Source organism: Polyangiaceae bacterium (genome assembly GCA_016715885.1).
Taxonomy (GTDB): Bacteria; Myxococcota_A; Polyangia; order Polyangiales; family Polyangiaceae; genus Polyangium.
This window is the reverse complement of the sequence record JADJXL010000018.1, coordinates 44044-68260: the sequence shown is the minus strand read 5'-3', so window position 1 is coordinate 68260 and position 24217 is coordinate 44044. Positions and strand designations below refer to the sequence as shown.

The 24217-nt window shown below is 60.2% G+C and carries 19 protein-coding genes and 1 pseudogene; 7 read left to right on the top strand and 13 right to left on the bottom strand.

What is annotated here, in order from left to right; translation table 11 throughout:
- Nucleotide 1: 1 nt before the first annotated feature.
- Both IPM54_21500 and IPM54_21495 read left to right on the top strand, forming a co-directional pair.
- Nucleotides 2–956: pseudogene (locus IPM54_21500) on the top strand (phytoene/squalene synthase family protein).
- A gap of 15 nt (nt 957–971) precedes the next feature.
- A complete protein-coding gene (locus IPM54_21495; GenBank protein ID MBK9262366.1) occupies nt 972–1712 on the top strand; it encodes a lysophospholipid acyltransferase family protein in 741 nt (246 codons plus the stop codon).
- An 85-nt stretch (nt 1713–1797) separates the two neighbouring features.
- Here IPM54_21495 and IPM54_21490 read toward each other — a convergent pair whose 3' ends face one another.
- From IPM54_21490 to IPM54_21455, 8 genes are all read right to left on the bottom strand, one after another.
- A complete protein-coding gene (locus IPM54_21490; protein ID MBK9262365.1) occupies nt 1798–2757 on the bottom strand; it encodes an MvdD family ATP-grasp ribosomal peptide maturase in 960 nt (319 codons plus the stop codon).
- Nucleotides 2754–3809 carry an MvdC family ATP-grasp ribosomal peptide maturase gene (locus IPM54_21485; protein ID MBK9262364.1) on the bottom strand — a complete coding sequence of 352 codons (1056 nt, stop codon included), beginning with the start codon at nt 3807–3809 and terminating at the stop codon, nt 2754–2756. Before IPM54_21485 ends, IPM54_21490 begins: the two co-directional genes overlap by 4 nt.
- Nucleotides 3810–3891: 82 nt before the next feature.
- Nucleotides 3892–4089 (bottom strand): hypothetical protein, encoded by a 198-nt coding sequence (locus tag IPM54_21480; protein MBK9262363.1) that lies wholly within the window; start codon nt 4087–4089, stop codon nt 3892–3894.
- Between the two features lie 117 nt (nt 4090–4206).
- Complete coding sequence (locus tag IPM54_21475; protein MBK9262362.1) at nt 4207–4938, bottom strand: ABC transporter ATP-binding protein; 732 nt, start codon at nt 4936–4938, stop codon at nt 4207–4209.
- On the bottom strand, nt 4851–5537 hold the full coding sequence (locus IPM54_21470; GenBank protein ID MBK9262361.1) for an ABC transporter ATP-binding protein: 687 nt from the start codon (nt 5535–5537) through the stop codon (nt 4851–4853). Before IPM54_21470 ends, IPM54_21475 begins: the two co-directional genes overlap by 88 nt.
- Before the next feature lie 311 nt (nt 5538–5848).
- Nucleotides 5849–7924 carry a hypothetical protein gene (locus IPM54_21465; protein MBK9262360.1) on the bottom strand — a complete coding sequence of 692 codons (2076 nt, stop codon included), beginning with the start codon at nt 7922–7924 and terminating at the stop codon, nt 5849–5851.
- A gap of 124 nt (nt 7925–8048) precedes the next feature.
- Entirely contained in the window at nt 8049–11414 is a 3366-nt protein-coding gene (locus IPM54_21460) for a CHAT domain-containing protein (GenBank protein MBK9262359.1), read from the bottom strand.
- Nucleotides 11411–12070 (bottom strand): sigma-70 family RNA polymerase sigma factor, encoded by a 660-nt coding sequence (locus tag IPM54_21455; protein ID MBK9262358.1) that lies wholly within the window; start codon nt 12068–12070, stop codon nt 11411–11413. Before IPM54_21455 ends, IPM54_21460 begins: the two co-directional genes overlap by 4 nt.
- A 172-nt stretch (nt 12071–12242) precedes the next feature.
- Between IPM54_21455 and IPM54_21450 the strand changes: the two genes are divergently transcribed.
- The 4 genes from IPM54_21450 (at nt 12243) to IPM54_21435 (ending at nt 15432) form a co-directional block, all read left to right on the top strand.
- A complete protein-coding gene (locus tag IPM54_21450; GenBank protein ID MBK9262357.1) occupies nt 12243–12521 on the top strand; it encodes a type II toxin-antitoxin system Phd/YefM family antitoxin in 279 nt (92 codons plus the stop codon).
- The gene (locus IPM54_21445; protein ID MBK9262356.1) at nt 12518–12904 is read left to right on the top strand and encodes a type II toxin-antitoxin system RelE/ParE family toxin; all 387 of its coding nucleotides are present in this window, start codon (nt 12518–12520) and stop codon (nt 12902–12904) included. The genes IPM54_21450 and IPM54_21445 overlap by 4 nt, the downstream gene beginning before the upstream one ends.
- A 249-nt stretch (nt 12905–13153) precedes the next feature.
- A complete protein-coding gene (locus IPM54_21440) occupies nt 13154–14368 on the top strand; it encodes a serine/threonine protein kinase (protein ID MBK9262355.1) in 1215 nt (404 codons plus the stop codon).
- A gap of 131 nt (nt 14369–14499) precedes the next feature.
- On the top strand, nt 14500–15432 hold the full coding sequence (locus IPM54_21435) for a hypothetical protein (GenBank protein ID MBK9262354.1): 933 nt from the start codon (nt 14500–14502) through the stop codon (nt 15430–15432).
- A gap of 951 nt (nt 15433–16383) precedes the next feature.
- Here IPM54_21435 and IPM54_21430 read toward each other — a convergent pair.
- The gene (locus IPM54_21430) at nt 16384–16665 is read right to left on the bottom strand and encodes a hypothetical protein (protein ID MBK9262353.1); all 282 of its coding nucleotides are present in this window, start codon (nt 16663–16665) and stop codon (nt 16384–16386) included.
- Between the two features lie 391 nt (nt 16666–17056).
- Between IPM54_21430 and priA the strand changes: the two genes are divergently transcribed.
- The gene (gene priA, locus IPM54_21425) at nt 17057–19327 is read left to right on the top strand and encodes a primosomal protein N' (GenBank protein MBK9262352.1); all 2271 of its coding nucleotides are present in this window, start codon (nt 17057–17059) and stop codon (nt 19325–19327) included.
- A 20-nt stretch (nt 19328–19347) separates the two neighbouring features.
- Here the strand turns inward: priA and IPM54_21420 are convergent, their stop codons facing one another.
- Genes IPM54_21420 through IPM54_21405 form a run of 4 tightly spaced genes read right to left on the bottom strand, consistent with a single transcriptional unit; the run spans nt 19348 to nt 24187 of the window.
- Complete coding sequence (locus tag IPM54_21420) at nt 19348–20961, bottom strand: carboxylesterase family protein (GenBank protein ID MBK9262351.1); 1614 nt, start codon at nt 20959–20961, stop codon at nt 19348–19350.
- A 36-nt stretch (nt 20962–20997) separates the two neighbouring features.
- Entirely contained in the window at nt 20998–22068 is a 1071-nt protein-coding gene (locus tag IPM54_21415; protein MBK9262350.1) for a DegT/DnrJ/EryC1/StrS family aminotransferase, read from the bottom strand.
- Between the two features lie 53 nt (nt 22069–22121).
- Nucleotides 22122–22760, bottom strand: a complete 639-nt coding sequence (locus tag IPM54_21410) for an outer membrane lipoprotein carrier protein LolA (protein ID MBK9262349.1) — start codon at nt 22758–22760, stop codon at nt 22122–22124.
- Nucleotides 22760–24187: a hypothetical protein gene (locus IPM54_21405; GenBank protein ID MBK9262348.1), complete on the bottom strand. Its 1428-nt coding sequence runs from the start codon at nt 24185–24187 to the stop codon at nt 22760–22762. The genes IPM54_21410 and IPM54_21405 overlap by 1 nt, the downstream gene beginning before the upstream one ends.
- Nucleotides 24188–24217: the final 30 nt, after the last annotated feature.

Below are 24217 nucleotides of genomic sequence, written 5' to 3'. Positions count from 1 at the left end.
GATGGGTACGAAGCTTTCGCGTGCGTCGACATCGCTTGCTTCAGCCGAAGACGTGGCGGCGTGCAAGACGCTGTTGCGCAAGGGTTCGAAGAGCTTTTTTGCGGCGTCGTTGCTCCTGCCGAAACGCGTACGCGAGCCGATGGTGCCCGTGTACGCGTTCTGTCGCGTCGCAGATGATGTGGTGGATCAAGCGCAGGAAGCGGGCGCGGTGGAGTCGCTCCAGGCGCGTCTCGATGCAGCCTACGCGGGCCATCCGCAGGATTCGGCGGTCGACCGAGCTTTCGCGGATGTGGCGCGTTCGCATGGGATTCCGCGCGTCGTGATGGAGGCGCTCATCGAAGGGTTTGCCTGGGACGCCGAGGGCAAACGGTACGCGACGATCGCGGATTTGCGCGGGTATTGTGCGCGCGTGGCGGCGACGGTGGGCGTGGTGATGAGCGTGCTGATGGACACGCGTGACGCTGGTGGCGCTTGCTCGGGCGTGTGATTTGGGCGTGGCCATGCAGCTTACGAACATTGCGCGGGACGTGGGCGAAGATGCGCGCAATGGGCGGGTGTACTTGCCGCTGGAGTGGCTGGACGAAGCGGGCGTGGACGCGGGGCAATTCGTTGCACGTCCAACGTTTTCGGCGGGTTTGGGACGGGTGATCGAGCGGCTTTTGCGGCACGCGGATGAGCTTTACATGCGGGCGGATGCGGGGATTGCGATGTTGCCGGAGGATTGCCGGGCATCGATCCACGCGGCGCGGCTGATTTATTCGGAGATTGGGCGATACGTGGAGCGCAACGACTTCGATTCGGTGTCGGGTCGAGCGTACGTGCCGCTTGTTCGGAAATTGCGGCTGCTCACGCGGGCGCTTTGGTCACGGACGCCGAAGGTGCTTGCTGGGCGGGAGTTATCCGAGGCGGAGCCGCTCGACGAGGTGCGGTTTCTGGTGGAAGCGGCGAGCGGGTAAGGGCGCGAGGCGACGATGATTCGAGCGCGGCGAGTGGGTTGGTTCAACGCGTGGTTTTCGGGGCATGCGCGGTCACGCATTCGGGGGGCATTCGGCGAGGTGCGTGTGCGGGGGCTCGATGCGGCGCGAGCGCATGCGGCGGATGCGCCGTTGCTCATCGTGTCCAATCACACGTCGTGGTGGGATCCGCTGGTGGCGCTGCACGTGTCGACGCACATGCTGGGGATGCGTGGACACGCGATGATGGATGCGAAGAACCTGAGGCGGCTTCCATTTTTTGCATTGGTGGGTGCATTTGGCGTGGACCTCGACAATGCGGCGGATGGGGCGGCGGCGATTCGATATGCGGCGCGATTATTGGATGTGCCGGGCAACTTGGTATGGGTGTTTCCGCAAGGAATGGAGCGACCGGTGACAGAGAGGCCGCTCGGTTTTCGGGCAGGGTCGGCGGAGATAGCGCGGGTTGCGAAGCGGGCGAAGGTGGTGCCTTTGGGATTGCGGTACGAGTTTGGCGCAGTGGAACGGCCGACGTTGTGGATATCGGTTGGCGATGCGGTGGCAGCGGGGCGTGACACGGTGAAAAACCGTGCAATGCAAGAGGAGGCGGTGACGGGCGAGCTGGATCGGATCGAGCGTGCGGTGCGAGGGGAAAGCGCGGGGGAATTTGCGCTGCACTGGGGGAAGTCGCCGGCGATTGTGGGAATGGCGATGGAGCGCGCGCTGGCGGGGATGACGCGTCCGTGGGTGGGGGGGTGAGGGCAAAACGTGGCATTTCAGCGCTAGCTACCCCAACGTGACGTACAACAAATCTGTTGTACAACGAATCTGTTGTACGTCGAAATCAACCCTGCCCAACCAAAACTTCTTGTTGCCTCCTCACTCGCGCCCGCGGCCTATATTCATTGGGGTGCGGCGTCGAGAACACGCGGCGCGCGCCGGGCGCGTCCACCAATACATCGACCAGCGCCGATACCATGGGGTGGTGCGGCGGATTCGCTTCGAGCCAAAAGAATTCGCCCGCCGGATTGACCTCGAGCGACACGTATTCGCCCTCGGGCGTCACGATGAAATCCGCCGCGCCGTATTGCATGCCCACGGCATCTTGATACCGATGCAGCGCGTCTTCGACGTGTTTCGGCAATTCGTGATGCCGCCACTCTTCAATGGCTTCCAAACCCTTGTTGCGCCAATCGACGTCCGCTCCCTCGAACTTTTGCGAATCGATGCGCGCCGCAAAGATTTTCGTACCAAATACCGTCGCACGCACTTCGTACGCCTTCGGAACTCGCTCCTGAAAATACATCGGGCACAGCCGAAGCTGATCCAGCTTTTCAATGTGCTCGGGCAGCACCTTCGTCGTCATGACCACCTGGAGTTTGCCGTCGTCTTTTCGAAACGGCTCGGGGCTGAGCATTTTCGCAATGGCCCCATTCGGACAGGTCGCAAGAAACGCGCGCGCTGCGGCAGGGTCGTTCGTGCCGAGCGTGCGGGGCGTACGAATGCCGGCTTCGCGGAAAATGCGCTGATGCAGCGGCTTGTGGTCCGCTCCGCGAACGCGCGCGTACGGATCCATTTTGAATGCGGGGCTCGCAGCGAGCACACCTTGCAAGAATCGCTCGGTCTCGGCAAGAACCATTCGCTTGTGACCCGGATGCATGGCCTCGGGCAAACCCACGGGCTGGTGATACCGACGCGCCCATATTGCGTCGCCCTTGCCAATGGCATGGCCATTGAAGAGAAATTGCTCGCCATCCGCCTGCTGGACGAACGATATCGTGGCGTTGACCGGGAAATCGCTCACGTAAAAAACGACGGGGTTCGCGCCCCGGCGACGAATTTCGTCAGCCACTCGTTCGATGAAGGAGGGCATCGGCACGGTACGTGATGATGAGTACGTTCATTTTTTCGTTTTCGTCTCGCAAAAGGGTTTCGGCCAAGGGAAGCGGCGATGGGAAGACCCAATTCGGCCTCGAGCATCCCCCACTCGCCAGTGGGATTGACTTCGAGAAATACCGTTTCGCCGTCCGGAGTGACGATCAAATCGAGGCAAGCTTGACGCAATCCGAGGCGCGTCATGAGCTGGCTCAGTTTTTCTTTCACATTCGTATCGAGATCGTGACGCTTGAAGGAGCCTGTTTTGGAAAATCGCCAATCGATACCAGATTCGTCGCCATCGATGGCCCCGGTCCACGCAGCACCACCGGCCCAAGCGACGCGCAGTTCGAGCGCCTTGGGGATTTCTTCCTGGAAAATCATGGGACCATGACGAACGGCGTCGATATGCTCGAGATCCTCGCGGCGCAATCGTCGCGTCGGAAATGCGCGGCTACCGCGCATGCCGTAATCGAGCGGCGCGTGCAGCTTGCATACGATACGCCCGCCGTGCATATCGTAAAGCGCTCGAACGGCATCCGGATCCGACGTGACGCGCGTATCCGGAATGCGCAGGCCCACGTCGCGCGCCACGGCGAGCTGAAGCAATTTGTTTTCCGCGCTCTGGACACGTTCCGGCGGGTCCACCCAATGTGCATCGAATAAGGCAAGCGCCCCAAAAAACAGCGCATGCGCTTCTCGATTGACCACGGCGCGATCCGCCTCGGTCATTCGTCGAGCTTCGATACGCGGCCACGCTCGCCATGACCAAATGGCATCGGGCCGCAATCGCTCGCCGCGGAACCAAACGGTCCCTCGGTCGCGCATGTCGATGGATGCACCAAATCGCCCGTCACCGAACAATCGATCGGTATCGAGGCGATAGGGCTGCGCGCCGCGGAGACGCAATTCCTCCGCGACGCGCTCGGTCACATATGGCTCGCCCGCGTGGGAGAGCAACAAAACGGTCCTGGCAACCATGGCGGCCACTCCGGTGAAATGCTGCAATGAAACACGTCGCCCGAAGCGACCCATCCATTCGTTCGTCAGAACCGTTCGAGGATCAACCGTAATCGCAGTACGGCTTGTAGGTGTAGCAATCGTCGTCGTCCGACGGGTATTTCTTGGTGCACACGCTATCGAGGCAATGATACGTGGGAGCCGGACCGCTGTCACCGGCTTGCGGCGTCGTTTGCTCGTCATCGACGAGCAGATAGGCGAAGAGCGGGGTCATGTTTTGTTCGTCGCTCGAATAGGACATGGGATTTCTCCTAGGGTTTGGTGAGCGACCCGTATCCACGGGCCGCATCGAATCACTCGACATGCCCTCTTACGCGTCCTGCTACCGAGATTGGACACGCCGCCCAAAAAATTTTTTTCATCGGTACCCGGCGGCCTGAAGACGAAAGAGGTTGGCGTAACGACCATTGGCGTCGAGGAGCGTGTCGTGGTCGCCTCGTTCGGCAATGCGTCCGCCGTGCATGACGAGGATTTCGTCCGCGAGGCGCACCGTGGAAAAGCGATGGGACACGAGAATGGCCATGCGTCCATCGGTTTCGGCCCGAACACGCTGAAAAAGCGCCGCTTCCGCCGCAGGATCGATGGCCGCGGTGGGTTCGTCGAAGAGGAGCAAATCGGCACTCTCTCGGAGAAATGCACGGGCCAACGCGAGCTTTTGCCATTCGCCTCCGGACAGCTCGACCCCGCCCGGAAACCATTTGCCCAAACGTTGATCGAGGCCCTGCGGAAGCTTGGCAACGACCGCACGCGCTTCGCTTCGATCGAGCGCGCGCGATATCGCTTCGTCATCAATGGCATCTTCGCCACCGCGCGGAGCCACATTTTCACGCACGGTGAGCTGATAACGGACGAAATCCTGAAAGACGACCGCGAGCCGCGCGCGCAGCTTTTCCGGATCCCACGCGAGAATGTCGATTCCATCGAGCAAAATGCGTCCCGCCGTCGGCTGATAAAGTCCAGCAATCAGTTTTAATATGGTCGACTTGCCCGAACCATTTTCGCCTACGAGTGCCAATTTTTTTCCCGGCTCGAGGTAAAAGTCGATTCCTTCGAGCGCCGGACGCGAAGCACCTGGATACTTGAATCCCACTTGCTCGAAGCGTAGACCCAATTCCTGTCGCGTGTGTTGGCAACCAACAACGGTCGTCGAGCGGGTATTGGCGTGTCCAAGAAATCGTATAGGTTTCCGAGGTATTGCTGGTCCATGTACAGGCTGCGCAGATTGCCGAGGGCCTGTTTCAATGCGCCGTCGCCTTGACGAAATGTAACCAAGGCCAGTGCCAAGTCGCCAGCGGTGAGGGTTCCTTGAAGGGCGCGAAATGCAACATGCACGTAGACTGCATAAAAAAGAAAAAGGGCTGTGGCAAAACGAGTTTCCGTTAAGAAACCGGGCAGTGCGGCGAGAAGGATCGCCACGGTGTAGAGCGGTGAAAAGCGGAAAAGCAAAATAGCGGAGCCGACGAGCACTGCGCAGGCTTGCCCGACGGCAAAAAGTCCGCCGAGCATGGCGACGGGGCGCCCGACCGCTTCGCGGCGCGCACGCGTGAGGGCATCGTAAAAGGAAGCGTTCTCGAAGTTGGCATACGGAACGGCAATGGCTTTTTCGAGAATGGAGCGCTGAAGCGAGAATCCGAGCGACAATCGCAAGCGGGCGGTGGCGAAGAGATTGAGGCCACCGGTTGCATACATGAGGAAAAGGGAGGATCGCTTCGGCAACGATCCCCGTGACGACGGCGCGTGAATCGCGGTGCACGACGCCATCCAAAACGACGCGCGCATACCAAGCCGTGGCCGTCGGCGTGATGCCGGCGACCACGGCCGCGAGAATCATTGCCAGAAGAGCAGAGGGGCCCGCTTGCCACGCAAGGCGTAAGGTGCGAAGGATCCGGGAGCGCACAGGCGCCGGGCGAGCCGACTCGATATGACGCGGCGCCGGCGACGTATGCAATTCGACGCCGGCGAGGGCGGTGGTATTCGATGGCATGGAGGAACCATTCGTATCAGAGACCGGTCATCGGGATTTGCTCGACCACGGAGAGGGTCGTTCCCGTTTGCGACGAGGACGTGCCCGACAGCCAAACGCGACGCACGTTCGTCGCAGCGAAGCCATTTTGGGACGTGACGGTAATGCGCACAGGACCATTGCGTTGAACGGCACCCGCGACGCGAGCCGAATGAACGACTCCTTGTGGGTCGACGATCACGAGCGAGAGGTCCGACATATTGACGCCAGGTTTGGCGAACAGAACCAATTCGTTGGGGCTTGCTATTTTCGCCACACACGCGGGACACGTTGGCCAATTGGGTTGCGGAAAGGTCCACGGCGAGGCTGCAGCGGTCGCCGAACGCGCATGCGGAATGGGGAGGTTATCGGGAAACGACGCGGTCAATGCGGTCGCCGACGCGTATTCAGCGACGAGCGTGGCGTCGAGCTGCATGGGCAATGCAGGGTTTTGCAGCACTTGATTCTGCGCTCCGACGGGCGCGGCATCACCACACGGCGCGCCAATGGCCTTGCACAAGGATAGGCGACGCACATTGCATGCAGCCGCGGACGCTCCGATGCACGTTCCCGTATCGGCGGTGATGTTGACACCATTGTGCTGCAAAGCGACGCCCGATTGATAGATGGCTTCGAGCACTTCGGGCGCCGTGCGCGTGGGATCGTAGGCCCATACGGAGGCAGCAACCGCGCTGGCCACCGCCGTCGAAATGGACGTACCCGTCAAAAATGGGGGCACGTCTACCGGCTGGCCATTGGCATTCGGCGTAACGGCGCCATTTGCAGAATCATCCCACGCAGCCGCAAACACACCCAATGCCGCAATGCGCGGTCGAGCGAGCGGGCGCGTCGGCACGAGCGGCTCGTCGCCTTGATCCACGCCTCCGACCGCATACACGATCCGGTCGTATGCCAATTGGCCAGGCAAGGGTCGTCGCGGAAGGTTCGGCCATCGTTCATTCCACACACCGGCGAATTCACCGCCCACCCATTCTTCACACTGCTTTCGCGTGAGCGGGGCAAGCTCTTCCCATCGCGCGGGACAAACGAGCCCCGTATTCGGCTCCACGCCTCCCGTGTCATTGCCGGCAGCCGCAAGAATCAATGCGCCGTGACAAGTTGCATAACGCATCGAATCGAGCACGGCACGCGCGGGCGGCGAGAGCACTTCGGGGTTCGTCGCCCAATTGGGCGGCGCACAATTGTCTCGCTCGACATCGTTTTCCCAACCCACGCTCAAATTGACGATCAAACGCGGATCACCCGGTCCCTTGATGATTTCGTCGCGCCACGCGAGCACCAGACGCTCGATCGATTGCGCCAGATCACCCTCGGTGCCAAAAAAGCCGCCTTGCACGAGGTCGGTCGACAGCGGATTGGCCAAATCGAATCGGGGCAAACCGAGGGCCGTCGTGACGTGCGCGGCACACGGTTGCATTTCGCCACCGGGACAAGCCAGATCGCGGGCAATATGCGCTACGGTATCGCCGTGACGACTCTTGCCGACGGCAATGCCACCGTCCAATGCATCGGGCGACGTATCGGCCGCAACGATACGCGCGGCCAATGGATTCGTCGGCATCGAGGGCAATGGTTCCACACCGCCTGCGCGTACAAAAAGGGATTTGCGCGCCCATGCAGCGGCATCGTCCTCGAACGCGAGCGGCACGGTGTCGATGCAATCCTCGCCCAGCTCGGCGTTCGGCCCAATCACCGCCTGCAAACGATTGATTTCATCGTCGCCGGGACCATTTGCACCATACGGCAAGCATTGCGTGCCGCCCGGATTCACCCGGAGGCTGGTCCATTCGTACAAACAATACCGGGCGAGCGACGGAGGCGGGCCGCCAACGGGCCCTTTGAAGAGTTTTCCGGCGGTCCAAATACCCTGCGCATCGGTAGGACAAGGACTATTGGGATCCAAGATGGCAATCCATCGATAACCGGTACAACCCGGATCATCTTCGGCAGGTCCACACGGCTCAGGCTCCGGAATGCATGCAAAGCCGGGCGCGAGCACACAAGCTGCGGTAATGACGGTCATGCCAAGGCGAGAAATTGCAAAATTGGACACGGAACCTCCAGGACGGAGCCTCGGTCACGCCAAGCTTGGGTTGCTCGTCGCTGCCGATGCCTTACGCCGCATGCCCTGTGGATTGGACAGCGTCCACCAAAAATGATCGCGGCTGTATAACGGCTCACTCTGCGAGCAGTCGCAGCGCGCCCCATTCACCGTCAGGGTCTTGGCGGTGCAAGGCGCGTGTTGCCGCGCGCAAGGCGCTGCCTGGGGCCCGCTCGACCGGTTCGGCATACAGAAGGCGCGTTGCATCCGCGGCGAACGTATCCCCAATGGGACGCGGCGTCGCAATGGCTGCCGATGCACCCTTCAACACGAACGCTTGCGCAATGCCCAACCCCTCGCCTTTCGTGTCGATATGCGATGCGCGCGACGTTTCGCATCCTGCAAGCACGACGACGTCGGGAACATGTGATAGCGTCATTACGTCTGCCACCGAAAATCGACCTCGACGCGCCAATCGCAGCGACGCCTCGAATCCATCGGGACCATCGAACGTGGCGTGTCCTGCATAATGCAATAGTTTTACGCCTGGCATTTCGATGGCATTGCGCACAGCTTCGTACGTCGCGGCATGACCCAACAACGAGACCACACGAAAGCCGCGGGATTCGAGCGCGCTCACGACCGCTCCGGCGCTTTCGCGCGCCCCGGGCAAATCCTCCGTCGGATCGGCAATGACCACCGCTTTTGCAACATCCGAACCGACGGACGCCCGCGGCCCGATGTCCAATGAATAAACGACTTCCGCGTGCTCGACGAGCGGTTTCTCATGAAATGGCAAAACATGCCAATCCGTCGCGAGGAGCTCTGTTGGCAGGACAAACCGCACTCGGCGCGTTTTCGACAGGTGCGATTGAAATGGCGCGAGCCATGCATTGGCGATCGCCGAGTGCGTCGCGCTTGGCGCCGCGCCCGGAAGCCGTCGCGCGTCCATCGTACGGCCGCCATCCGCCATGACAAACCCCGCCCAACCGTCTCGAATCGGGTGCGCGACGAATAGCACCTCGTCCTTGTCTGGAGCCGACAACTTCGCCGACTCATTGCCGTCCTTTTGCACGCCCAATGCGGAAAGCGCATGGTCGAGCGCGCTGCGCAGCGCCGCCCTTTCCGTTTCCAGTGCGCCTCCACCCGGTCCTCGCGCCGCAGCCTTTTCCTCCAATACCGCCCGTTCGTGCCGATAGGCCGCCACCGCTTCGTCCCAGGTCTTTCGCACCTCGTCCGACAATGCTCCCACGCGATCGATCCATTGAAATGCTTGGACAAACCCACTCAAATATCGCCTAGCCGTCTCCATGCCTTCGCGTGCTGCATGCTCGTCACCAGCCTCGGCACTACGCAAAAAAAAGTCCACGGCAAGTCTCGCGCCCCGTTGTCGCGCCAATAAAAATGTACCTCGCCCTTCACCAAGCGGAATACGCTGCTCCCACGCCGCGAGCGCTTTCGATGCATCGATGAATGCTTGGCGCGCATCCGCGCGTTTGCCTGCGGCGGACAGCGCTTCCGCGCGGCCCAGTGACCCCTCGAAAACCAGCTCGGGCAATAGATCGCGTTCTCCATCCGCTCGAAGTGCATCGAAAACGGTCATGGCATCCTTGTGATGCCCTTCAGCGAGCTGAATCCTTGCTTCGAGCATCCGCGCCCATTCTTTGACTTGGACCCAGCCTCCGGCGCGCCGTGCCTCCTCCAAAAGCGCGCGAGCTTCTTGCACTTGCCCCAATTCCACTTTGGCGAGCGCCAAATTGATCAATACATTTCCGACCCCAGCAGGGCACCCTTTGCGCGACAGTGCAAGCGCCGCCTCCAATTCGTCTTTCGCATCCTTCGTGCGCCCCGGAGCGCGCAGCGTGATCCATCCAGCATTGCTTGCAAGCTGCGCGCGTCTGCATGCGTCGGCAAACGGCTCCGCGAGCGCTCGCGCCTGCCCGTGCCGTGCAGCCGCTTCGTCATACCGGCCGAGCACCGCCAATACCTCGGCTTCCTGTTCGAGCACCGCACTTCGATACGCATCGAGCCCAAGCCGCTGCGCCCCTTCCGACGCAATCGCGAATGCGCCAAGCGCCGCGCGTAAATCGCCTGTTTCGATGCCAATGAGACCTTTGTAATATGCGGCTTTCGGCTCCCCCTCCGGACACGCGGCCAAGAGGGGTTTTGTCTCATCGAGCAGCGTACGAGCTTCCGCGAATGCGCGTTTTTCGAGCACGAGGCCGTACGCGAGGGCAAATGTATCGTCGAGCTCGTCGGAAATGCGCCCGGCCTTCTTGTCTTGCGATATGGCTTCGCGAAAAAGCGCGGCCGCATCGTCGAAACGACCGGGCGTTGCCAATAGAATACGCGCCTTTTGCCGAAGCGCCTGGCGTTTCGCTTCCACCGGTCCTTTATCGAGCACGTCACCCACGAGCCGCGACGCTTGTTCGAGGTCACCGCGCCGACGCGCAGCTTCCGCTTCGATCAATGCTTCCGGGAGCACGTCCGCCGCGACGAACGATAGAGCGACGGGCCGCAGATGGCTCGGTTGCGTCGCCATGACTTCCAGTTTTCGAGCATCCTTTGGTATTTGAATGGCAAAACGCGTTCCGCCATGCGCCTGTTCGCCGGCCTTATCGAGCAGCGCGCCGTCCACGCGTATCGCTGCATTGGATGCCAAAGCGGGCACGAAAATACGGAGCGTCCTGTCCTTGCCCAATTCGCATTCGTTTCCGGCGCGCACCGAAGCGCACCCGGAAAAACCAATTTGTTCGGTGCTTTCGCTGTTCGAATCGAGCGATCCCCGCGGTCGCGAAAATGTAAAACGCACGCGGTGCGTGGACAAACCCGGCAAATCGGATCCGGCCGCAGCAGCCTTTGCAAGCTCCGCGTCGTCGGGCAATGTATCCGGACGACCCACCATGAGCACGATGATCCATGCCCCTTCTGCAATGTCGCCCAAGAGCGCATCTGCTGTCCCTTCGATGCGCACGACGCCGCCCGCGCCCACGATGACGGGCGGCTCCCACGGGCGCGCGTGACCATCCCGCACGAGGTACCCTCGCACCGCAATCGCACCGGAAACCGGTTTGTCCGGGCGCAGCGCCAGTGAAAGTCGCGACGCTTTGTCCAAGCGGAGCACGGCATCGGACGCGGGCGGCGGGTCACCGCGCTGCGCTTGGTTTCCGCCTTCGATGGAGAGCGAATACGCAGCCATCGGCGCCGGCGCGTCCTTGCGCAAGACCGCGAAAACACCGGCAACGCCAAGCGCTGCAGCAAGCAATGCTGCGACCATGCCAAACCGACGGCGAGCCGACTTTTTCGTCGCCTGCTCGATCGAAATGACCGGCGCCCGACGGTCCTCCTGCGATTTCGCATCAATTTCAGCGAATACGCCATCCGCAAGCGCATTTCGTTCGGCCGCATCGAGCGGCCTCAGCAATTCTGCATATTGCTGTTCCTCGCGCTCGCGGATGCGCCGCCCAAGCTCTTCGATGCGGGGATCTTCCTTATCGCTCAAAGCCCCTCCTCCTTCGCTTTGGTGTTGGCACGCGCGGGCGCCGAACTGGCCGCTTCGTCATCGAGAATGCGGCGCACACGCTCCCGGAGGCGCTGGCGCTGCTTGTACAAAGCTTCGCGGCTCTTGCCCACGACGATGCACATTTCTTCAATGGATCGTTCGTCCACGAAAAACGCCATGAACAATTCTTGGTCCTCCTCCGTGAGCTCCGTTTCGAGCCGGCGCAGCGTTTCTCGCGAAAGCAGCGCAGTTTCTTGGCTTTTGTCACCATCGCCAAGCACGGCACCGAGCACGTCGATTTCGGTCGCAATTTCCGTGAACGGATTCCGCACGCGACTGCGCAAAGTGGACCGCACGTGGTTTTCCGCAATCGCGCCGACGAAGGCCCCGAGCGATCCGGCCGCAGGGTCCCATCGCGCAAGAAGATTGCCGCTGAACACGTGTACAAATACCTGCTGACACAAATCCATCATTTCGGTACGCAGGTCCCCGTGCTGATTTCGGCGGCGCAGCAGCACGCGGGCCACGCGTTCTTGGACCACGGGCGCGAGCACGTCGACGATGAGCACTCGTTGCGCCCCGCGATTTCCGCCGAGCGCGCTGCGTACGAGCGCCTCGATTTCAGACGGACCGTGAGCGCCACTATTGCCCGACACGACGAACCTTTCCCGAAAGGATGTTCGGCCGCTATACCACTCGGTCGAGCCGCAGGGCAAGTCGTCGGGTGATTTGGCAGGGCTCGCGCAACTTGGCGAGCATCAAGATCCTCTTGCATCGCTTGCACGAATCCGTTAAGAAGTTCATGAATGTTCGCATGGAGGTCTCCTGATGGCCATCTCGTCCGAAGACATCATTCCGCTAGGTCAAGTTCGAGCGCGCCTCACGGAGATCGCAGAAGAAGTGCGCGCTGGGAGCGAGAAGATCGTCACGCGTAACGGGGAAAGCTACATCGCGCTCATCGACGCGCGACGCCTCGATCATTACCACCGGCTCGAACGCGAGCACATTCACCTGAGTTTGCTTGCCGAAGTCGAGCTGGGTTTGGAAGACGTCGAAGCCGGACGCACCATCACGGCCGGCGAGCTCCGTAAGAAATTGGGAAAATGAGCGCACGCTGGGCGGTCCACGCGACGCGGAATTTCGAGCGCAACCTCGAAAGCATACGCCTTTTTCTTGCGGATCTGGAAGAGACGGAAGCGCCCAGAACATTCGATCGACTCGTGGAAAAACTCCTCGACGAAGTAATTCCGAATTTGGAGCAATTTCCTCGATTGGGGGTCGATTTTCTTGCGCGAAAATCACACTCGTTGGAAAGCACCCTCAAAATCAAGGCGATCCAAGCAAAACTCGGCGAAGGAAGCTCCATTCGAGAATACATCGTGGGCGATTACATCGTGCTGTACGCGGTGAGCACGAATCGAGTGGACCTGTTGGCCATCAAACACCACAGGCAGCTATCATTCGATTTACGAGGACATTGGGGAACGTAAAGAATGGCGTAGCACCCAACCTGTGTCAATGTAGGCATAATCCTACCCAAACACACCTCATGGCACATTCAATCAATTCCTCCATTTTCTTGGCCCATTCAAAACGCCTATGGCATGGGCCGATTCGTGAGCGCTGCCGTCGCAAGTTCCTCCACCGCATCCACGTTGAATGTCGCCAAGTCCGACGTCCCGCCGTCGCGCCGAAAAGTCCGCGCGAGTAGACGCCTACCTTGTCGCCTTGGCCCCTACATGCTCTTCGAACGCATTGGCTACGGCGGTATGGCCAATATTTATCTCGCTCGCAAGCGCACCGAGCCTGGCGCGGGAAAACTGTACGTCATCAAAGAAATATTGCCCGATTTCGCAGGGAACCCACTTGCCGCGGAGATGCTCGTCGAAGAAGCTCGCATTTCCATGCGCTTCGAGCATCCGAACGTCGTTCGCGTGGAAGACTTGGGCCGCGACGGCGACGATTACCATATCGCGATGGAATACGTCGAAGGACTCGACATGCGCGAGCTGCTCCGGCGCGCGGCGCTCCAGCGCGTCCCCGTCCCGATTGCCCATTCGCTTTACATCGTTGCCAGCGTATTGCGCGGGCTCGATCATGCCCACCGGCGGCGTGACGAAAATGGAAAGCCCATGCAGATCGTTCATCGCGACGTGTCACCCGCGAATGTGCTCTTGAGCTTCGAGGGCGACGTGAAAGTATGCGACTTTGGCATAGCTCGCGCCGGTTCGGCAATGCGTCCCGACGAGGCATATCAAGGCAAAGCTGGGTACATGAGCCCCGAACAAGCGCGCGGAGAGGTCATCGATGCGCGGTCGGACGTGTATGCCGTGGGCATCATGCTTTGGGAATTGCTCGCAGGAAAGCGCCTCTACAAGGCGAAACAAGGCGAATCGCTGCTCGATGTTGCAAGGCAAGCGGTCGTGCCGAAGCTGCCCCTTCGCGGTTGTCCGGCGGAAGAGCAGCTTCATGCAATCGCCTATAGAGCGCTGGCCACGCGCCGCGAAGATCGATATTCGTCGGCTCGCGCAATGCTGCGCGATTTGGAGCGATACGCGTACCACGCCAAACTTCTCACGCACCCGCGCGAATTCGGCGTATTTTTGAACGATCATTTTGCAGCCGACTTCATGCCGGAACGGCGCATGAAAAAACGCGTCGTCGAAGCGATCGAAAAAGGCCCCGTCGCAATCCTCACGCCGATCGCGCTGCCCATTCGACAAAGGCCGCATCACTTGGTTCTGGCAGAAGCGCCGCCCGAATCGAATCCGTCGCCGCCGTCGAGCAAAGTTCCGGCAAGCGGTGTCAGGCGCAAGCGTCGAGCCGAATCGCTGGGGCATGGTCCAAAGCGTCGCAAATCTTCCGAAGGCGGCATTGTCGGACAACTGCTGCTCTTTGCCGCTGCAATCGTGATGGGGCTCAGCTTCGCGGCGGTAAATGGGCAAACGTTTTGATGAAAGCGGATTTTTGATTTACTTCCGGCGAGGCTGCGTGCGCCGCGCCATGGCGAGGGAGCCGGGGGCTTTGCCGAGCAGGCCACTCGATTGAGATGCAAGCCGATGCAGGAGCGTGATACAATCGACTCATGTCGACAAGAATCCTCGAGATTGCGCTCCCCGGCACGATCTCGGACGCTGCGCTTCTTGGCGGGCGAATATTTGCCGCTCTCGACTCGGGCCTTGTGCTCATCGAGGATGGCTCGGTCGTGCGTACCTTCAGCATTCCCGTGGAGTCGATTGTTACGAGCGATGAAACGGACCAAATCCTATCTGTTTCAGCAGTGCTCGAAGAGGCCCGGGATATTCCGCGGCGCCGTCGAATCCACCGCATAGCGTCTCCGTTCGTGTTGCCGCAGGATCTCGGGGTCGTGCAAGTGAACGGCTTCAGCGATTCTTTCGACGGTCGATATTGGCCAACATACGAGGGAGACGACGTTCGTCTTTTCGCATTGAATGGGGAAGGGTTGAAGCTTCGGGCACGATACGGCACGTTCTGGCCCATAAGCATCGAGCGCATTCCAGAAGGCATATGGCTGGAGATGTCGAGTCTAGGAATGGCACATTTCGAGGTCCTTTCGGTGCCGGCCCTGGAGCTTCTTCATGGTGGCGATTTGTATTATTCCAATATCACGTTTCCATCGGAGCTCGTTCCCTATTCCGCGTGGGCGCCGACACTTGCACAGCCCGTCGCTGCCGTTCACGCCCAGAATGATGACATCGTCGCGCGTTCCATCCGAAATACTCACCGGATCATCATCCCGAACGGACCGGTCATTACGACGCTGCCTGCTCCGCCGGCCGGGCTCGTTGCGGCGGGTGAGCGTGCGCTCTGCTGGTTCCAGGTTGACAATGCAATGGCGCTCGTGTTGGTTTGTCTGGTAACCGCGAGCGTGAAGGATCGAATCGTCCTGAAAGGAGCAACCAAAGCGGGTGCTCGCATCGTCGGCCGCGATATCCTGGTGTGGGAGCGAAACACTTTGCGCTTGTTTCATGACGGCGCACCATCGTCGATGAAGTGACAGCAGGGCGATGGAAGCGATGCGCTTTGGCACGTGCCTTTGACTCAGCGATCAACCGCGGATAACACGAAAAACGTCAGCGCCGGATACGATCCTTTGGCTTGCAAGACGTGGAACATTTCGACGCGTGTTTCCGAAATGCCTTCAAGGCTCGCGGATCAGAGGCCAACTTTTCACAGGCGTCAAAGAAGGGCTTTTCTCCTTTGCGTAGAGCTTTGGCCATTAGCTTGACGGCCTGGGTTACCAGTTTCGACTTGATGCCCTGAACGTTGTTCGCCGGTGAATAAGCATGCGCCGTATGCGAGCCATGTGCTCGAACCTCATGCGTTCCGATGAGCAAGGCAATCGTAAAACCCAGCATTGCCGAGATCAATCGCATCGATGTCTTCAACCGGCCAAAGGTTGCCAAAACACTGCGTTGTGAACGGCCGTCCGCCAGGAAATGACAGAAGGTCCATTGCAAAGCGACAGGTGGTCCATCGACCGACGGTAGGTCGTCGACTCAACATGGTTGGTGGTCCATCGACCGCTGACAGGTGCTCCATCGAGTGGGCGTCGAGGCTCCATTGACAGATGGTAGGTGGTCGACTCGACATGGTTGGTGGTCCATCGACCGCTGACAGGTGCTCCATCGAGCGGGCGTCGAGGCTCCATTGACAGATGGTAGGTCGTCGACTCAACATGGTTGGTGGTCCATCGACCGCTGACAGGTGCTCCATCGAGCGGGCGTCGGTGCTGCCGCGCATCTGAGCGTGACCGTAGCCGCATTGCGCAAGGGGCTCGAACGGCGACACGGATGCGCGCCTCAACGGCGTACGAGCGCGCAAGCGAAACGCGTTCCGTCCTTCCACGCTTTCTTCAATTCATAACGCAATTCGTCGCCATCACCAGTTTCCGTCAATCGCTCCGACGGCTGCGGGCGTAATGCTATCCGTGTGCGATGATCGAAGATTACTTTGCGGTGGAATCAGCGAGCCATGCTTCGAGGGCGCTGGGGCTCGAGCGTAGAAGCAACGCATTGAGTTGCTCGAGGCCCAGGGCACTGATGCGCGTGGCAAGTGTGGAGCGCTCCATCGGCGTAAGCGGGCGACCGACGTGATCTTCGACGAGCGTTTCGTAGACACGCAAGCGCTCCTGCGTGGCTCCACGATCCACGCCGCGATCGAAGCCGCGATCTTCACCAAACTTGACGAGATCCTCGATGATGACGGGTTCGAGTTGTACCTGTTCCATGGCTGCCACCATCGCACCATACCTCTTTTGCATGAGCGCCGCAACCACCGCGACGTGACGTTCGGGCCTGCAACGATGATACAACAAGAATCGTTGTGCCAGGGGCGAACGCCGTTTTTCTGGACCGCTCAGCGTTCATCCGCGGGAGGTTCGTCCGGGTGCATCGCGCGTCCTGGGTCAGCGACTCTGTGATTGTATTGCACCCGGTCCGTCGTAATGATTGGCAATGCGTGACGAAATGTGCAACGCAATCTAGCTATCAACTTGGTTCGTACCCGTGGTCGATGGAGCACCGACACGTGACCTTCCCTTCCACCGCACCCACACGCGCACGTTTGTTACGCTTGGCCGTGCCTCGTGCCTGAAAACCTGGTACGTCTTGCCGGTCCCCATGCCGCTGCTCGCTGAAGTCGCCGTTCCCGTGCCGCTTGCACGGGCGTTTTCGTACGAAGTGCCGCTCGCGCTCGCTGGGCAGGTGCGTCCGGGCACGCGCGTGCTCTGTGAATTCGGACGAAAACAAGTGCTCGCCGTCGTCTTGTCCACCTTCGAAGGCAACGCGCCCGAAGGCGTGCGGCTGAAGCCCATCGTACGTGTCATCGACGCCGATCCGGTGCTTCCACCGGAATTGCTGGTGTTCATGAAGGAGCTTGCGGCGTATTATTTTGCGCCCATCGGCGAAGTCTTGCGCTTGGCTTTGCCCGCGATGGAGCGCGAAAGCGTGCGCGAAATGCAGGCCCAAGGCGAGCTCGTCGGGACGCTTGGTCGCGTCAAACAAGTTGGCGGGCGGCGGATTGCATTTGCCAAGGCAACGGACGTCGTCGAACAGCCGGGAACATTACGCGGACAAACCGCAGCGGTGCTGTCGCTGCTGCGATCGAATGGCGAAGCGCCCATCGCGCGTCTCGAAGACAAATTCGGTAATGCACGTGCGGCGGTGAAAAAGCTGGCGGCCCTGGGCCTGGTCGTCGTCGAAGATCGGGAAGCCCCGCGCGATGCGTTTTTCGCGCTTCCCGAGCCGCGCGACCAGCCGCCCGAGCTGAACGAGGCGCAGCTTGCCGCGACAAACCAAATCGAAGCGGCGCTCGATGCGGGAAAACAGGCTGCGTTTTTATTATTTGGCGTGACGGGATCCGGGAAAACCGAGGTGTACCTGCGCGCCATTGCAGCGTGTTTGTCGCACGGTCGAAGCGCCGTCGTCATGGTGCCCGAAATTGCCCTGACGCCTCAATTCGTGGCCCGCTTTCGCGCTCGATTCGGCGACGATTTGGCCGTGCTGCACAGCGGTTTGTCGGAAGCGGATCGCCATGCGATGTGGAAACGATTGCGCTCGGGCAGCGTGCGCGTATCGATTGGTGCACGGTCGTCGATTTTTGCGCCCGTTTCCAATTTGGGACTGGTCATCGTCGACGAAGAACACGACGGGTCGTTCAAACAAGAAGAAGGCGTGCGATATCATGCGCGAGACATGGCACTCCTGCGAGCGCATCGCGCGGGTGCCGTGGCCCTGCTCGGATCGGCAACGCCGTCGCTCGAAACCGTGGATTTGGTGCGTCGAGGCAAACTTGGCGAATTGCGCCTGCCCGATAGAGCTCACCGGGAAGCGACGCTGCCAGTCGTCTCCACCGTGGATTTGCGGCGTATTGGCGCGGGACCCACGGGAAATAAGCTCGTCTCCTTGCCGCTTCACCGCGCCATCGACGAAACACTGGCTGCAGGCGAACAGGTCATATTGTTTTTGAATCGACGAGGCTTCGCGCCGAGCGTCGTGTGTGACGGTTGTGGTCAGGTGGAGACGTGTTTGGGCTGCTCGGTGGCCCTGACGTACCACAAATCGCGCGGCGGGCGATTGCGATGCCACTATTGCGATTGGGAAGGGCCGATGCCCACGGCGTGTTCGTCGTGCCAATCTCCATCGCTCGGCCTCGAGGGTCTTGGGACCGAACGCCTCGAAGAAACGATAGCGTCTGCATTTCCGAATGCGCGCGTCGCGCGGCTCGATCGAGACGTCGCGGATGGCACCAAAGCCGAAGAAATCATGACGCGCATGCGAAATCGCGAAATCGACATTTTGGTGGGCACGCAAATGGTCACCAAGGGACACGACATTGCGACGGTAACGCTCGTCGGAGTGCTCAATGCCGATGCTGCATTGTCGCTGCCCGATTTTCGAGCGAGCGAACGGGGATTTCAATTGCTCGTGCAAGTCGCCGGACGCGCAGGAAGGCGCGATCGTCCAGGGCGCGTCATCATTCAAACGCGCTCGCCGGAACATCCGGCCATTCGTTTCGCCATGCAGCACGACGTGCAAGGCTTTTTGGATCATGAATTGGTGGACCGCGCCGAGGTCGGATATCCTCCATTCAAACGACTCACGCTTTTTCGTATCGATGCGCTCGATGAAGAAGTGGCTCGTCGTGCAGCGGGGAAGATCGCGGCATATGCTCGCGCATCGACCGACGGGGCATCCCGCGCAGTGGAAGTGCTCGGGCCAGCCGTGGCACCGATTGCTCGATTGCGAGGTCGTTATCGGTTTCGCGTGTTGTTGCGGTCCGCCGATCGGCGAGCGTTGCGTCATGCAGCGGGAGCTGCCATGACCGTGCTGGGGGACCTCGATAACCGCGTGCGCGTCGTGGTGGACGTCGATCCGGTCGGGATGCTTTGAACGGTAACAACGCTGGACTGTTATGGCACTTGAACCTCGAGCCCGTCCCAGAAATCGCAAATGTCCTTGTTCACCCCAGATTCGACCTTGGACGTCAAATCAAGGACCATCGTTTCGTCCTTGGCCGCATCGTACTTCGGCCAGGCGAGAGCTTCTTTGCCATTGGGATCACCACTGCCAGCGAGGCGCGACCAATAGCCCTGAATTGCGCTCGATAGCACAAGCTCTTCGTCCGAAAGCGGCGCAGGTGTGAGCTGCGACGGAATGCCGAAAACGAACTTGATCTCCGCCGCATGGAATGCCCCGAGGTCGGGGAACAAGCTCCCTGGAGGCGCATACGTAAAGTGATATTGGTACGTAGGCGTGCCGCTCTTCGCGAGCGCTCGCGCCGCTCGACGCGTCGGACAAACGAACCCCGCATGTCCCACGGCTGCCTCGGCCGCCTTTTGCGCCGTGCCATACGTGGCGCTCGAATATTGCGCAACGACGTCTTTGCCATGCCCGGGCACGAGCTGCTCCGCGAATGTTTCGAGTTGCGCATCGTCGGCGATTTTCGTGTCGCCCAAATAGAAAAAGAGCGACCCCTCGTCCGCGTTGGATCCAAGTATCGTCGGAACCTTATTAAAATTGCCGGACTCGAGCAACGTAAGCGGTTTTTCAGGGAGGAACCATCCATCGAGCACCGGGAACCAGCGCGCACCGTCGCCGAATATCAAATCCGTACTCGACGGCAATGCAGTGGCGACCTCCGATGTGGTTTTTCCGCGCAAACACGCAAGCACGTCGGGCGCTCCCGTACACCCGAGCGCTCCGACGAATTGAGCGCCCAGCGCCAATGCCTTGTCCTTGGCCGTCACGCTATCGCATGGGCCGCTTTCAATGACCGCCGACTGAAACAAGCCCTTGCTCTGCGGCGAAACCATCTGCATGCACGTGCTGATGCCTCCCGCCGATTCACCAAATAGCATCACCCGATTTGGATCACCACCAAATGCAGCAATGTTGTTCTTTACCCATTCGAGCGCTGCGCGTTGATCTTCGAGACCATACACGCCCGTCGACGGATGCGCCGAATCCTCGGCTTCGAGCTCCGACAATGCGAGATACCCGAATGCACCGAGACGATAATTGATGTTGACGACGACCGCACCCGTCATTTCGGCGAGCACTTGACCATCGTACATCAAGTCTCGATTGCTACCCAAAACGAACGCCCCACCGTGAATCCACACGAGCACCGGCGGAGCTTGCGTCGCGAGGCGTTCCGGCGCCCAAACGTTGAGCGTGAGGCAATCTTCTTTCGACGCCGAATCGAGCATCCCGCCAATGAGACCGATCTGCGCGCACGGCGCCCCTTTCATGCGCGCTTGAAAAGTCTCCGTCCAAGGCTCGTGCGGCACGGGCGGCTTCCAGCGCAAATCGCCCACGGGCGGAGCTGCGTAAGGAATGCCCAAGAATGCACGCGTCGCCCCAATGGTCACGCCTTCGACCGGCCCTTTGTCGGTCTGCACCTCGAGCGGCCCGATGGGAAGCGGGTCGGCTTTCGCCGGCGCAGGATCATTCGACCCACACCCCGTCGCGAAAAGACCGAAGAGCAGCGCGCACGCAGAAAAAGTGTATGGAGATCTGGTCATCATTCGCAAAGCATACCAGAAAACTCGCTCGAAGTATCACTGCTGATAAAAAGCTGCGATTTTATCGACAATGTATTCCTCCGCCTGTGCCGCCATCGCAGGATGAATGGGCAGCGCCAGCAATTCCGCACACGCTCGCTCGGCCAAAGGCAAAGACCCCGGTCGATATCCGAGTTCCGCAAAACACGGCTGAAGATGAAGCGGTTCGGGGTAATACACTTCCGTACCAATACCCGCATCGGCCAAGTAGCGTCGAAGCTCGTCCCGACGCGGCGCTCGAATGACGAATTGATGGTACACATGCTGCGGATGATCCGGTGGAAGCCGTAAGTCGGACGGCACGTTCGCAGCACCCAGCGCTGCTCGATAACGGTCGGCGTGCGCTCTGCGCCGAGCATTCCATTCGGCAAGATGCGGAAGTTTGGCGCGAAGAACCGCCGCTTGAAGCGCATCGAGGCGAAAATTGCCGCCCACCGCAAGATGATGGTATTTCGGCCGAGCCCCCTGACCTCGAAGCAATGCGATCCGATCGGCCAAGTGTGCATCGTTCGTCACGACAGCACCCGCATCGCCCAGCGCGCCCAGGTTTTTGGTCGGGAAAAATGAAAGCGCAGCCGCGACACCTCGAAGCGGAACACCCACGACGCTATGCGCCGCATCTTCGATGATCGGTACGGGAGCATCCGGAACGACCGCCGGATGGCCATACAAATGCACCGTGATGATCGCCCGCGTGCGAGGCGAACATGCGGCGAGCGCTAGATTTGGATCGAGCGTCAACGTAGGGTCGTCGATATCGGCAAATACAATGCGCGCACCGAGCCGCGCCGCTGCTCCAGCCGTCGCGAAAAACGTGAGCGGCGTCGTGACCACTTCATCGCCATGCCCCACGCCGAGCGCCATGAGCAATGCAACGAGCGCATCGGTCCCCGAGCTCGTGCCAACGGCATACCCACAATGCGCAGCACCAGCGAGCTCACGCTGAAATGCCTCGACCTCCGCACCTCCAATGAATGCGCCCGAATCGAGCACCCGCCGGATGGCTGCATCGACTTCATTGCGCACTTGCTCGAGCTCGGCGCGCATGTCGAAAAAAGGAACTCGCATCACGTGCGCTCGGGTTTTTCCTGGGAATGAAACGAGACCATCGTCAATCGACGTCAGGATTTCCGCGGAGCCATTTTCGACGGATCCACTCGAACGTCGCGCACCATCTTTCCAAAACGGATGACGCTGAGATCCCCACTTTGCTCCTCGATCGTGATCTCGCGTATCGTCCAAAGCTCGGGCCCCGAACGCATTTCGATACGCTTGACGTGTTTCTTCACGTCTTCCGCTTTCGGAAAGGCGCGCAGCGTAATGCCGTCTTTGCGGCTGGGTACCTTGAAATCGTACCGAGCGCGGAGCTTTTCGAGGTCCCCGCCGAGCAGAATCATCAGGTCGCCGAGCACCGCGCCGAATCGCCCCGCCGCAGCTTTGCCCACCTTCGTCGACCCTTGCGGCGTCGAAAACGAAAATCCCTCGGGGCCAATCCAATACGTCACCGCATCCGGTGGCTTCAGCTCCCAACGAAGTCTGTCAGGAAGAACCATCGTGACCTCGCCGTCGCTCTTGACCGTCGTTGCCAATAAACCAATCGTTCGCTCTTGCACGAACGGACCGACGAGCGTCTTCAAGCCTGCGCGAGCCTTTTTGATTTCGCCCAAGGCATCACTCACGTCATCCGCCAACGCCACACGCGGCAAACACGCAATCCCACCCGCCCAAACGGCCACTTTCAAAACGTCACGTCGATGCATCAGTTTTCTCCTTGGTGCGGCTCTCCAGCTTGCTTCCACGCGTCATATTGCGGCGAACGATAAAGGGGATCCTCGGGCAACGTCACGAGCGGCTCATCCGCCGGTTCGTACTTTTCATCGAGCAACCGGGCCAGATCAAATCGCACGAATCGTCCGAGCAAATGCGGCCCTTCGCTCACCCATAACACACGCGCCGTCACGTCCATGACAACCCCGTGCGTCGCAATGAGCGCGTCGATCGCACGACGATGCCCCATGCTCAAGTCGACCCCTCCAACCGCTCGTTTATCGCGCAAGATCGCCACGGCATCTTCGACGTTGGACCCCGGCGAAAGCTTCTCGAGCAATTCATCGAGGCGCATTCTGCGAGGTCTCGTCGATGTGGTCGCGATCACGCGCCGGTTCGCTGGATCGCTCGCCAGCGGCCCCTCGAAGTGATTCGTCAGCGGCACTTTGCCTCGACCCCGACGCACGTGAATCGGCTCACCCGGAGCACGCTCGACAATCGCCACATCTCCCGACGCATCCGCAAGCATCAACAGATGGGATACCATAGCGGGACGATTGCGCACGATTTCAATGGCTTCCGCCGTTGTCTTCGCATGCGCAAGCACGTCCCGCGTCGTATGCACGACGGGTTCTCCCTCGGAGCTTGGCGTGCGCGCGCGAGCTCCATGCACGACGAGCGCGACCCCTTCAGCGTTCATTCCAGTCAATGCGCCCACGAGGCCCGGCCAAGCGACCGATGCATACGGAATGGCGCCTTCTTCGTGCACCAGAAAAACGGCTTTGCCAATATCAAAAATGCTCCCCGCCTCGAAATCGAAGTTCCGAGCAAGCACGACATGGCCATTCTCGAATGCGCCATCTCCAAGCGCAAAGCTCGTGCACCCAATCAGCGGCGAATGCTCGAATGAAAGCGCAATGTCGTACAGCGAATGCAAGAACACGAATCGGTGATAAGTGGGAAGCATCCCGTCGAAAGGATCCGGGGAGAAACCTCGAGCCTCCGCGGCGATTTCACGACGACGCATTTCGGGCATGCCTCGATCGACGTGCCGAAATTCCACGCGCGACAGATCCATGATCAGCCATCGCAAAGGCGGTATCGGGACGAAGTGCCGAAATTGATCCTGCAAGATGCCTTCGTTGGCCACCATTTCCGGATAAAGCAGCCGCGCATGCCGATAACCGATTTCTTCCGGGCTGCCCTCGAGACGCACTTCCAAAATGCCGCCACGCTTTCGCGCATAAGACGACTCGAAGACGCGCACGTCACCTTTCGTCGTCGAATCGCCCGCGACGGCAGCGATCTGCGGCGGCTCGATCGACGTCGACAACAAAACGACGATATGCGCGACGATCGGAAGGATGATCAGAATGGCCAGCACCGCGATGATTCGACGGCGCCGCGTACGTCGAACCATGCTGAGCTGATGAATTTGTCCCGGCGCCGC